The organism is Arachidicoccus sp. BS20 (assembly GCF_001659705.1).
Lineage (GTDB): Bacteria > Bacteroidota > Bacteroidia > Chitinophagales > Chitinophagaceae > Arachidicoccus.
Window position 1 is genome coordinate 2,502,028 of record NZ_CP015971.1, and the last position, 12,238, is coordinate 2,514,265.

A 12,238-nucleotide genomic window follows, 5' to 3' on the forward strand; every position below is an offset into this window, starting at 1 on the left:
TATGACACTCTGTGTAGCCTACATCCGTCAAGCCCACGAAACCGAGGAACTCGTATTTGCTACTGATAGTTGCCTTACGGGTGGTGAGAAATGGAAACATGGGATCAAATTATTTAGAGTTCCAAAAAAGAATTGTCTGTTATGCTTTGCAGGTAGCACAGCAAGAGCCTACCCCTTAGTGCTAAATTTGGTATCATCTATCCATTTGGATAAATACCTGCAATCTCCCGAATCCAGTTTGCAGGATGTTTTGGAATATCTTTCGAGTTTGTTTACCGATCTTATTACAAAAATTATTTCAGAAATTCCAGAAGAAGACATTCATGAATTAAGGAGCGGGGTACAGTTCCTATTTGGTGGTTGGGATTGGGGTAATGGCCGCTCCGGAACATTTAGAGTATGGAAACTTTATTACTCAAAAGATATTGAGGGGTTCATCTTTGATGAACTTACCAATAATGGCAAAAAAAGATTTTATACTTTTCTCGGAGATCCGGAAGAAATAGAGGGTACTGCAAAGGAGATGTATAAGAAAATGCTTTATGACGAGGATATTCAAGATGATCCTATTGATATGGAGCCTTTAAAAATTTTACGGGATATTTCTCTGAATGATGATTACAGAGAAATAGATGGAAGTTTACAGATTGGTAAAGTTTATAAATCCAACACTTCAGAATTCTTTGGGATTTACTGGCCTTCCAGCAAAGGTAAGCCTTGTTTTCAGGGACGTGAGTATAATGAACTTAACAAACCCTTGGTTCGTTATTTTGACCCTGATAATTTTGAAATATTTGAATCTGATTTACCAGATAAACTAAACCAGATCACGGAAGAAATATACGGTAACGATTTTGAGTTCGTTAGGGATTGCTATGAAGAAACCGGCCATCTAAAAGCAGGATTGCCAGAAAAGTCAAAACATACTTTGAGATTGATATTCAAGGATATTGCATATCGTATGTTTATCAGTCTGCAAAAACAAGAAGAAACCTATTAATATCGGAAATAATGGATCTTACGACTGAACATACATTTGAATCTTCATTGGTACAATCGCTTATAGAGAACGGCGGTTACTCCTTAGGCGACACATCTACCTACAGCAAAGAACTAGGTTTTTTCCGTAGTGATATCATTCAATTTTTGAAAGATTCTCAACCCGAACGATGGCAAAAAATTGAAAGCGTGCATGGAACGGAAGTAGAAAACCGTGTACTGCAACGCTTATATAAGGAAATGGATTTACGAGGAAGTCTGGATGTATTGCGTAACGGCTTTATTGATTATGGTGTGCGTTTCCAAATGGCTTATTTTCAACCTGTCTCCCATTTGAACCCTGATGCAATAGCGCTTTATAATAAAAATAGCTTAAAAGTTTACCGTCAAGTTTATTATAGCAAGGACAATAAAAATTCAGTCGATGTCTTACTTTCGTTAAATGGTATCCCAGTAGCTACCTTAGAACTTAAAAATCAATTTACTGGCCAAAATGTCAACAACGCATTAAAGCAGTATAGCAGCACGAGGGATAACAGAGAAATATTGTTTGCATTTAAAAAACGGGCGTTGGTTCATTTTGCAGTTGACCAAGATGAAGTGTTCATGACCACCCGTTTAGATGGTAGTAAGACCTATTGGTTACCTTTCAATAAAGGATTTAATAAAGGAAAAGGCAATCCCCCCAATGCTAATGGTTATCGAACTTCTTATTTATGGGAGAACATTCTATCTAAAGACAGTTGGCTCGAAATCATCCAGCGTTTTGTGCATTTGCAAACAGAAGAATTTGTAACAGACGGAAAAGTATATCGAAAAGAACGTCTAATATTCCCTAGATTTCATCAGTTAGATGCAGTGAGAGCTATTAGTAGTCAAGTATTGGAAGTTGGCGTAGGTAAAAATTACTTAATACAGCATTCCGCAGGCTCAGGAAAAAGCAATTCTATTGCTTGGCTGGCTTATCGACTGTCCAGCTTACATAATCAACAGAACAAACGCATGTTCGATTCGGTGATAGTTGTAACGGATCGTCGGGTTCTGGATAGTCAGTTACAAAATACCATTTATCAATTTGAACATAAAACCGGGGTCGTACAAAAAATTGACAAGGATAGTAACCAATTGGCTTCTGCTTTAGAATATGGTACTAATATTATCATAACCACGCTGCAAAAATTTCCCTATGTGGTTGATAAAGTAGGTGAGCTTCCAGATCGTAAGTATGCCGTGATTATTGACGAAGCACACAGCTCTCAAGGTGGTGAGGCTAGTAAAAAGCTAAAAGAGGTTTTGGCAGGAAAATCATTAGACGAAACGGCAGAGGAAGACTACGATGACTACAGCGGAGATGATTTTATTCGCGAACAAATAGAGGCCTCTGCTCAAAGCCGAGGTCAACAACCTAATATTTCATTTTTTGCTTTTACGGCTACACCTAAATACAAAACCTTGCAGGTATTTGGTTATAAAGATGAAGAAGGTAAACCTAAACCTTTTCATCTTTATTCTATGCGTCAAGCGATTGAGGAAGGCTTTATTTTGGATGTATTACAGAACTACACCACATACGAACTGTATTTCAAGTTAACCAAATCTATAGAAGATGACCCAAAGATCAATAAAAGCAAGGCGGCAAAGGCCATAGGTAAATATGTATCCTTGCATCCACACAATCTGGCCCAAAAGACGGAAATTATTATTGAGCATTTTAGAGAAATAGTCTCTAAAAAGATAGGTGGAAAAGCTAAAGCTATGGTGGTATGTGGTTCACGTTTGCATGCTAAACGATACTTTCAGGAGTTTCAGAAATATATTCATGAAAAAGGTTATGGCAATGAGATAAAAATACTGGTAGCGTTCTCTGGTAAGGTAATAGACGATGATTATCCAGACGGAGTTTCCGAACCAGAATTGACCAATTATGGCGAAAAAGAGCTGCCAGACATTTTTGAAAAGGATGAATACAAAATCTTGATTGTCGCGGATAAATATCAGACGGGATTTGATCAGCCTCTACTGCATACTATGTATGTGGATAAAAAATTGTCCGGCGTAAAAGCTGTACAAACTCTATCCCGACTTAATAGAACCTATCCTGGGAAGGATGATACTTTTGTTCTGGATTTTGCTAATGACCGGGATACGATTTTAGAATCATTCCAACCTTATTACGAAGTTACTTCTGTTACAGAAGAACCAGATATAAACCACTTGTTCGATCTCAAGCAAAGATTAGATCAGTTTCAGGTGTATTGGGAAAATGAAATTGATGCTTTTGCACAGGTGTATTTCAATCCTATCACTAAAATGAATTTAGTTAGAGACCAACGACTTCTTTATGCCTCTACCGATAACGCTGTGGATCGATTTAAAGGACTGGATGATGAACATCAGGACGAATTTAAAAAGGGATTAAGAACATGGACTAACTTGTATTCTTTCCTTGCTCAGATCATGCCGTTTACAGATGTGGATTCTGAGAAGTTTTTCGCCTATGCAAAACTATTACAAACGAGGTTGCCCAAGCGTGATCTTTCTGAGGTCATACATTTGGATGATGAGATCGCATTGGAATATTATCGGCTTCAGAAAATCAAAGAAGGTGCTATAGAATTAAAGAAGAATGAAAACGGAGAATTAAATGGAATTACAGAAGCCGGATTAAAAAGGAAATCAGAAGAAGACATACTGCTTTCAGAAATTATCAACGTACTAAATGAACGTTTCGGGACGGAGTTTGAAGAGGCAGATAAATTGTTTTTTGACCAAATAGAAGCCGAACTCTTAGAAGATGAAACCTTGAAGATTCAAGCACGAGTTAATAAATTGGACACTTTCAAATACGCCTTCGATGACAAGTTTATTGAGAAACTTATTGGACGAATGGATCAGAATCAGGAAATTTTTGAAAAGATATTAGAAGACAAAGCCTTTGGCGGATTAGTTAAAGAGTTTATCATGAAGCGTATTTACAATCAGCTAAATAAATAGACAGGTATATAGGCTGATTTTTAAAGAAGAGATATAATGAAAATCACTGAAAGAACCATTAAATTTTTAGGGAAAACATTATGTGGAGACAATGAGATACTCCCTTATAAATCTGGCCCTCAATTGGTGAATTTTTTCGTTGAATTTGGTGCAGATGATACTTATGGAGAAGGATTTCCAAGTAGGTGGAAATATACAGAAGATAAAGTAAGGCAATTTAATGGAAGTAAGCAACTGAAACTAATAATTGAAAGTTCCGTAGATCCAAGAGACTTAATGGATGCAGGTGCTACCAATGAGAAACTTGATAAAGTAATTGAAGCTATTAATGACTACTTACGCTATGATGGTTATGAACTTAAAAAAGTGGGTGTGTTCTACAAAGTTCACGATTCTAAAGGGATAATTGTTGAACCAGAAACAGTAAAAGGGCTCAATCAAAGCTTTATTCAAGAGCAAATAACCAAATGCCATAGCAAAATAGATCGAGGTGACTTCAATGGAGCAATCACGAACGCTCGAAGCTTGGCAGAAGCTGTCATGATAGAAATAATCGAGCAGTATGAAGGAAAAGAAATTAAGAATGATGGAAAGCTTGAGAATTTATATAGGCAAGTAAAAAAGATTCTTAACCTTACAATTGACCCTGATATTTTGCCTTCAACAATTATTCAAATCTTATCAGGACTAGATTCAGTTACCACAGGCTTAGCTGGATTAAGCAACAATTCTGGTGATAGGCACGCGAATAAATTTAGGACGATGAAACATCATGCTAGACTGGCTGTGAATGCAGCCATGACATTAGTTGATTTTCTATTGGATAGTAAAGAATATCAAAAAAAATAAACTTTATTTTATTCTATAATAGATATTAAGTAAGATTTACTTTCCAGAATGGTTAACAACTGTTGGTAAACATGTTAGAGTCATAAAGTTACTATATATTAAATGATTTAGATTTAATAACACATAAAATAATAAAATTAAACGTCAATGCACTCCCTGCTTGACGTTTTTTTTATGCTCACACCCTCATTATAAAGCCACTCACAGCCAAACACTTCCTCTGACTGCCACTTTGTTATACCGCCTCATTTTCCATAACACCTTTGTCCCGAAAGCCCGCAAAGTGCGGGTTGATTTAACAAATTAATGTGTTTCAATTATGAAAAAACAGAGAAAAAAAGTTCTGCTGACAGCTGTGGCGATGTTGTCAGGAATGGGTGTGTTCGCACAGGGCGACGGTTCGGCAGGTATCAACGAGGCTACCCAAATGGTAACCTCTTATTTCGACCCAGCAACCCAGTTAATCTACGCCATCGGTGCGGTGGTTGGGTTAATCGGAGGCGTTAAGGTGTACAACAAATTCAGTTCCGGCGACCCCGATACATCGAAAACTGCGGCTTCGTGGTTCGGTGCGTGTATCTTCTTGATTGTAGCGGCAACTATCCTGCGTTCCTTCTTCCTATAATCCCTTGTCCTATGAATACTTACAATATCAATAAAGGCATTGGAAGAACGGTGGAGTTCAAGGGACTGAAGGCACAATACCTGTTCATTTTCTCAGGTGGACTGCTCGGTATGCTCATCCTCGTGATGATACTGTATATGGCTGGCGTGAACTCTTATATCTGCTTGCTGCTCGGTGCGGGCGGTGCTTCGCTCATTGTGTGGCAGACCTTTTCGCTAAATAGGAAATACGGCGAACACGGACTGATGAAAATCGCTGCCAAACAAAGGCATCCCCGCTACATCATCTGCCGCAAGCCTGTACACCGCTATTTAAAATTCACCTCTAAACAGAATGCCGTATGAGAAATGTAGCTAAGACCACCACATTGGAAAGCAAATTTCCTTTGTTGGCAGTAGAGAACAACTGCATCCTTTCCAAAGATGCGGACATTACCGCCTGCTTTGAAGTGCATTTGCCCGAACTGTTTACAGTAGCATCGGCAGAATATGAAGCCATACACTCCGCCTGGCATAAGGCTATCAAGACCTTGCCTGATTTTACGGTCATTCATAAACAGGATTGGTACATCAAGGAAAGCTACGCTCCCGATTTGGCATCCGACAACCAAAGTTTTTTGGCAAAGTCCTATCAACGCCATTTTAACGAGCGACCGTTCCTGAACCATTATTGTTACCTGTTCCTTACAAAGACTACCAAAGAGCGGATGCGAATGCAAAGCAATTTCAGTTCGCTTTGCAAAGGGTCGCTTATCCCGAAAGAAATCAGGGATAAAGAAGCTATACACCGTTTTATGGAAGCCGTGGCACAGTTTGAGCGTATCGTGAATGATAGCGGGTTCATCACTCTGCAACGTTTGAGCGAAGATGACATCATCGGTACGGATGAAAAGCAAGGATTGCTGGAACAATACCTTACCCTTTCGAGGGAAGCCGGAACTCCTATGCAGGATATCGGTTTGGGGTCTGAAGAAGTACGTATCGGAAACAAAAGATTATCGTTGCATACTTTGTCAGATACGGACGATTTGCCAGGAACGGTATCGGCAGATACACGTTTTGAAAAGCTGTCCACTGACCGTAGCGACTGCCGTTTATCGTTTGCTGCACCTGTTGGATTGCTGTTAAGCTGTAACCATATCTACAACCAATACTTGTTTCTGGACAACAGCGAAGCCAATCTGCAAAAGTTTGAAAAGTCTGTAAGGAATATGCACTCACTGGCTCGTTACAGCCGTGCCAACCAAATCAATAAAGAGTGGATAGAAAGGTATCTGAACGAAGCCCATTCTTTCGGCCTTTCTTCTATTCGGGCACATTTCAACATTATGGCGTGGTCGGAAGACCCTGCGGAACTCAAACAGCTAAAGAACGATTGCGGTAGTGCGTTGGCACTGATGGAATGTAAGCCACGGCATAACACAACGGACGTAGCCACATTGTACTGGGCAGGAATGCCGGGGAATGCAGGCGATTTTCCGAGTGAGGAAAGTTTCTACACGTTCATTGAGCCTGCACTTTGTTTCTTCACGGAAGAAACCAACTACCACAATTCGCCCTCGCCATTTGGAATTAAAATGGCGGATAGATTGACAGGAAAACCAATCCATTTGGATATATCGGATTTGCCGATGAAAAGGGGGATTATCACGAACCGCAACAAGTTCATACTTGGGCCGTCCGGTTCGGGAAAATCTTTTTTCACTAACCATATGGTAAGGCAGTATTACGAACAAAATGCCCACGTATTGTTGGTAGATACGGGTAACTCGTATCAGGGATTGTGCGAGTTGATTAATGGGAAGACCAAAGGCGAAGACGGTGTTTACTTCACGTACACAGAAGACAATCCAATTGCCTTTAACCCTTTCTATACCGATGATGGCGTGTTCGATATTGAGAAGCGTGAAAGTATCAAGACCTTGATACTTACCCTGTGGAAACGTGATGATGAGCCGCCCACCCGTTCTGAAGAAGTTGCCCTTTCCAATGCGGTAAGCGGATATATCGAACGTATCACAACAGACGCTGTGTATCCGTCATTCAACGGTTTCTATGAGTATGTAAAAGGCGACTACCGCAAGGTACTTGAAGAAAAACAGGTAAGGGAAAAAGACTTTGACATTGCCAATTTCCTAAATGTTCTTGAACCTTATTACAAAGGCGGCGAATACGATTATTTGCTCAACTCCGATAAGCAGTTAGACCTGCTTTCCAAACGCTTTATCGTGTTTGAAATTGATGCGATAAAAGACCACAAAATCCTCTTTCCAATAGTCACGATTATCATTATGGAGGTGTTTATTAACAAAATGCGCCGACTGAAAGGTATTCGCAAACTCATCCTCATTGAAGAGGCTTGGAAAGCGATTGCAAAAGAGGGAATGGCGGAGTATATCAAGTATTTGTTCAAAACCGTGCGTAAGTTTTTTGGAGAAGCCATAGTCGTCACGCAGGAGGTCGATGATATCATCCAGTCGCCTATCGTCAAGGAAAGTATCATCAACAACAGCGATTGCAAAATCCTCTTGGACCAACGCAAGTATATGAACAAGTTCGATGATATACAGGCAATGTTGGGACTAACCGACAAAGAGAAAGGACAAGTACTCTCCATCAATATGAACAACGATCCAAATCGTCTGTACAAAGAAGTCTGGATTGGCTTAGGTGGTACGCACTCGGCAGTCTATGCCACCGAAGTAAGTTTGGAAGAATATCTCGCTTATACGACCGAGGAGACCGAAAAACTGGAAGTAATGCAGCTTGCCTCCGAACTGGACGGCAACGTCGAACTCGCCATCAAGCATATTGCCATGCAAAGGCGGGATAAAGCAAATCAATAATTATTAATTCATTTAAAAATTCATAACAATGAAAAAATTTCTTTTAATGGTGTGTACGGCTCTGTTCCTTGCCGTAGCACCGTCCGCAAAAGCCCAATGGGTGGTCGTTGACCCGTCAAACCTTGCTTCGGGTATTATCAATAGTGCTAACGAAATCGTACAGACGTCTTCCACAGTAAGCAATGTGATTAAAAACTTCAATGAAGTGAAGAAAGTGTACGAACAGGGCAAGGAATATTACGATAAGTTAAAAGCCATCAACAATTTGGTGAAAGATGCCCGGAAGGTACAGCAGACGGTACTCTTGGTAGGCGATGTGTCCGAAATGTATGTCAACAATTTTGGCAAGATGATGAACGATCCCAATTTTTCTCCACAGGAATTGATCGCCATCGGAAATGGCTATTCAGCACTGCTCAATGAAAGTACCGAACTGCTGAAAGAGTTGAAGCAGATCGTGACCGAATCAAGCCTTTCACTCAATGATAAGGAGCGCATGGATATTATCGACCGTGTGTACAAAGAAGTTAAAGACTACCACAGTCTTGTACGCTACTACACCAACAAAAATATTTCAGTAAGCTACCTGAGAGCGAAAAAGAAGAATGATGCCCAGAGAGTGCTTCAGCTCTATGGAACCTCTAACCAAAAATACTGGTAAACTATGGAATGGGATAATCTTCACGAACTCCTGCGTTCACTTTATGACGACATGATGCCGCTTGCAGGCGATATGGCGGCAGTTGCGAAAGGTCTGGCAGGATTGGGAGCGTTGTTTTATGTGGCATTAAAGGTTTGGCAGGCTTTAAGCCGTGCCGAACCCATTGATGTGTTCCCTCTGTTACGACCATTTGCTTTGGGACTTTGCATTATGTTCTTCCCGACCATCGTATTGGGCACCATTAATGCCGTATTAAGTCCGGTTGTCACCGGAACTCATGCGATACTAGAAGACCAGGTACTTGACCTGAATAAGCTTCAGCAACAGAAAGACCAGTTGGAATACGAAGCAATGGTACGGAATCCGGAAACTGCATTTATGGTATCGGATGAGGAATTTGACAAAAAACTGGATGAATTGGGGTGGTCGCCCTCCGACATTGGAACAATGGCGGGAATGTATATGGACAGACAGGCCTATCAGATAGAAAAGGCAATAAAAGATTGGTTCCGAAATCTGCTGGAAATACTCTTTCAGGCGGCGGCACTCGTCATAGACACCATACGAACGTTTTTTCTCATAGTCCTGTCCATACTCGGCCCGATTGCTTTTGCCATTTCTGTCTGGGATGGATTCCAAAGTACGCTCTCGCAGTGGCTTACGAGATATATCAGTGTTTATTTGTGGCTGCCCGTTTCGGATTTGTTCAGTTCGATGCTGGCAAGAATACAGTCCTTGATTATGGAGCGGGATATAGAAATGCTTTCCGATCCGACTTTCATCCCTGACACTTCCAATACGGTGTACATCATTTTTATGATTATCGGTATTGTAGGATACTTCACGATTCCAACCGTAACAGGATGGATCATCCAGGCAGGCGGTGCAGGAAACTTTACCCGCAATGTAAACCAAACGGCAATGAAAGCAGGAAACCTCGTTGGCGCAGGAGCCGGTTCAACGGTGGGGAACATTGGCGGTCAGTTACTCAAAAAATAATGTACAACGAAAATCATTCTAAAAATGGAATTTAAAACACTGAGAAATATAGAAAACAGTTTCAGGCAGATAAGGCTTTATGCCATTGTTTTTGCCGTACTCTGTATTGGCGTTGTAGGATATGCCGTATGGCAGTCCTACCGCTTTGCCGAAGAACAACGACAGAAAATCTATGTGCTGGATAATGGTAAATCATTGATGCTTGCCTTATCGCAGGATGCCAGTATCAACCGTCCTGTAGAGGCAAGAGAACACGTCAGACGTTTTCACGAACTGTTCTTCACGCTCGCTCCCGACAAGAATGCGATTGAAAGCAATATGAAAAGAGCCTTTAATCTTGCCGATAAATCAGCATTCGATTACTACAAGGACCTGTCGGAAAAAGGATATTACAGTAGGATTATTTCTGGAAATGTACAGCAACGCATCGAGGTGGATAGTGTAATCTGCAATTTTGATACCTATCCGTATGCGGTACGTACCTATGCAAAACAGTTTATCATTCGCTCCAGCAACGTAACCAAACGTAACCTGATTACTTCCTGCTATCTGGTGAATTCCGTTCGCTCTGATAACAACCCGCAGGGTTTTAACATAGAGAAGTTTGCAGTATTGGAGAATAGGGATATAGAAGTCATAGAACGCTAAAATGTCTTCCTATGAAAAAAGTAAGAGAAAAAGTGGATCGATACATTGAAAAGCTGGACGGGCGTTGGCAGGCATTACCCTTACGGAAACAGCATCAATACACGCTGTATTTCTTTTTAGGTTATCTGATTCTTACTGCAGCCGTCATTTGCAAAATTTGGTACGATACCCAAAAGAACGGTAACGATATGGTTATCGAGCACATTGAAAACCAGGTTCTTAAAAAGAATCAAAACCCAGATACGACATCATCAACTTTAAAAAACAAGGATTATGAAAGATAATGCGCCTAAAAAAACGGTAGTCCGGGTAACGGAGGGTAATCCGATGGCAACAACCGAGGTGTTGCAAGACAACACAGAAAATAAAATGGACAAATTCAGAAAACCCCTCATTTTCGGCTTAATGGGAATTGTTTTCCTGGGTTGTATGTACCTCATATTTAAACCTTCCGAAGACAAAAAAGAAATAGAGAATCTTGGACTGAACGATGCTGTGCCACAGGCTACCGAAGCCGGGTTACCTGAAGATAAAGGCAAGGCATATGAGCAGGAAATGCTGGAACGCAAAGAACAGGAAAAACGCAAGGCTTTAGCTACGCTTGCCGACTATTGGAATACGGATAGCACACAGGACAGTGAGGAGGATATTCCCGATGAAGAAGAAAGCTACGGTTATGGTGGTGGCAGACCGTCCGGCAATCCTGCACTGAACAGCTACCGTAACGCCCAAAGTACATTGGGTTCTTTTTATCAGGATGATAATTCGGAAACAAAGGAACTCCGCAAACAGCTGGAGGAACTGAAAGAAAAACTGGCTGAAAAGGAAATGCCTAAATCAGTAACGGTTGATGACCAACTCGCATTGATGGAAAAATCCTATCAAATGGCAGCCAAATATCTTCCGGGCAGCACTACTGCCACAAGTCAGACAGAAGCTCCGAATGTAAAGAAATCCGGTGAAGCAGAGAAAACTGCCACACCAAAAGCACAGTTTGTGGCATTCACACCCACAAGAAGAAATATTGTATCGGCTTTGTATCGTGAGCCTTCCGACAGCGCATTTTTGGCAGACTGGAGTCAAATCAAAAACAGAGGATTTTATACAGCAGGTTCATCAGAGCAGGTCGTACAACCGAAAAACAGTATCAGAGCTATCGTGCAGGAAACCCAAACTGTTGTAGGAGAAACCGGTGTGCATTTGCGTTTACTGGAATCTGCACAAACACCCGGGCATATCATTCCGAAAGGAACGGTTTTAACCGCCAGTGCCAAATATCAGGGCGGCCGTTTACAGATGAAGATCACTTCTATAGAGTTGGCAGGAAACATCATTCCGGTGGATATAAACATTTATGACATGGACGGACAGCCGGGGTTGTACGTCCCGTATTCATCCGAAATGAACGCCCTTACCGAAATGGCGGGCAATATGAGCCAGACATCAGGAACCAGCATAATGCTTACACAGAATGCAGGACAACAAGTAGCGGCAGACCTGAGCCGTGGCATTGTACAGGGCATTTCGGGCTACTTCGCTAAAAAAGTAAGAACCCCAAAGGTTACACTGAAAGCGGGGTATCAGGTCTTCTTGGTATCTAAAAAATAATGTTGAACTC

General features: G+C 41.1%; 11 protein-coding genes. All 11 read left to right on the forward strand.

The genetic code is table 11. The annotated features are described in order from the left end of the window. Window position 1 precedes the first annotated feature (1 nt). The 11 genes from A9P82_RS11130 to traM all read left to right on the forward strand — a co-directional run bounded on the left by A9P82_RS11130 (window position 2) and on the right by traM (window position 12,228). Entirely contained in the window at window positions 2–1,000 is a 999-nt protein-coding gene (locus tag A9P82_RS11130) for a hypothetical protein (RefSeq protein ID WP_066207829.1), read from the forward strand. Window positions 1,001–1,011: 11 nt separating this feature from the next. Beyond that, window positions 1,012–3,993: a type I restriction endonuclease subunit R gene (locus A9P82_RS11135; RefSeq protein WP_066207833.1), complete on the forward strand. Its 2,982-nt coding sequence runs from the start codon at window positions 1,012–1,014 to the stop codon at window positions 3,991–3,993. A 36-nt stretch (window positions 3,994–4,029) separates the two neighbouring features. Further along, window positions 4,030–4,842 (forward strand): abortive infection family protein, encoded by an 813-nt coding sequence (locus A9P82_RS11140; protein ID WP_066207835.1) that lies wholly within the window; start codon window positions 4,030–4,032, stop codon window positions 4,840–4,842. A 355-nt stretch (window positions 4,843–5,197) separates the two neighbouring features. After that, window positions 5,198–5,467, forward strand: a complete 270-nt coding sequence (locus A9P82_RS11145; RefSeq protein ID WP_456263917.1) for a DUF4134 domain-containing protein — start codon at window positions 5,198–5,200, stop codon at window positions 5,465–5,467. Window positions 5,468–5,478: 11 nt separating this feature from the next. Beyond that, window positions 5,479–5,811, forward strand: coding sequence for a DUF4133 domain-containing protein (locus tag A9P82_RS11150; RefSeq protein WP_066207839.1), 333 nt, complete (start codon window positions 5,479–5,481; stop codon window positions 5,809–5,811). After that, complete coding sequence (locus A9P82_RS11155; RefSeq protein WP_066207841.1) at window positions 5,808–8,312, forward strand: TraG family conjugative transposon ATPase; 2,505 nt, start codon at window positions 5,808–5,810, stop codon at window positions 8,310–8,312. The genes A9P82_RS11150 and A9P82_RS11155 overlap by 4 nt, the downstream gene beginning before the upstream one ends. Window positions 8,313–8,340: 28 nt before the next feature. Continuing rightward, a complete protein-coding gene (locus tag A9P82_RS11160; RefSeq protein ID WP_066207843.1) occupies window positions 8,341–8,973 on the forward strand; it encodes a DUF4141 domain-containing protein in 633 nt (210 codons plus the stop codon). 3 nt (window positions 8,974–8,976) lie between these two features. Next, on the forward strand, window positions 8,977–9,972 hold the full coding sequence (gene traJ / locus A9P82_RS11165; RefSeq protein ID WP_066207845.1) for a conjugative transposon protein TraJ: 996 nt from the start codon (window positions 8,977–8,979) through the stop codon (window positions 9,970–9,972). A gap of 24 nt (window positions 9,973–9,996) precedes the next feature. Then, window positions 9,997–10,620: a conjugative transposon protein TraK gene (gene traK, locus A9P82_RS11170; RefSeq protein WP_066207847.1), complete on the forward strand. Its 624-nt coding sequence runs from the start codon at window positions 9,997–9,999 to the stop codon at window positions 10,618–10,620. A gap of 11 nt (window positions 10,621–10,631) precedes the next feature. After that, entirely contained in the window at window positions 10,632–10,904 is a 273-nt protein-coding gene (locus A9P82_RS11175) for a nitrogen regulatory IIA protein (RefSeq protein ID WP_066207849.1), read from the forward strand. After that, window positions 10,894–12,228: a conjugative transposon protein TraM gene (gene traM, locus A9P82_RS11180; protein WP_066207850.1), complete on the forward strand. Its 1,335-nt coding sequence runs from the start codon at window positions 10,894–10,896 to the stop codon at window positions 12,226–12,228. Before A9P82_RS11175 ends, traM begins: the two co-directional genes overlap by 11 nt. Window positions 12,229–12,238: the final 10 nt, after the last annotated feature.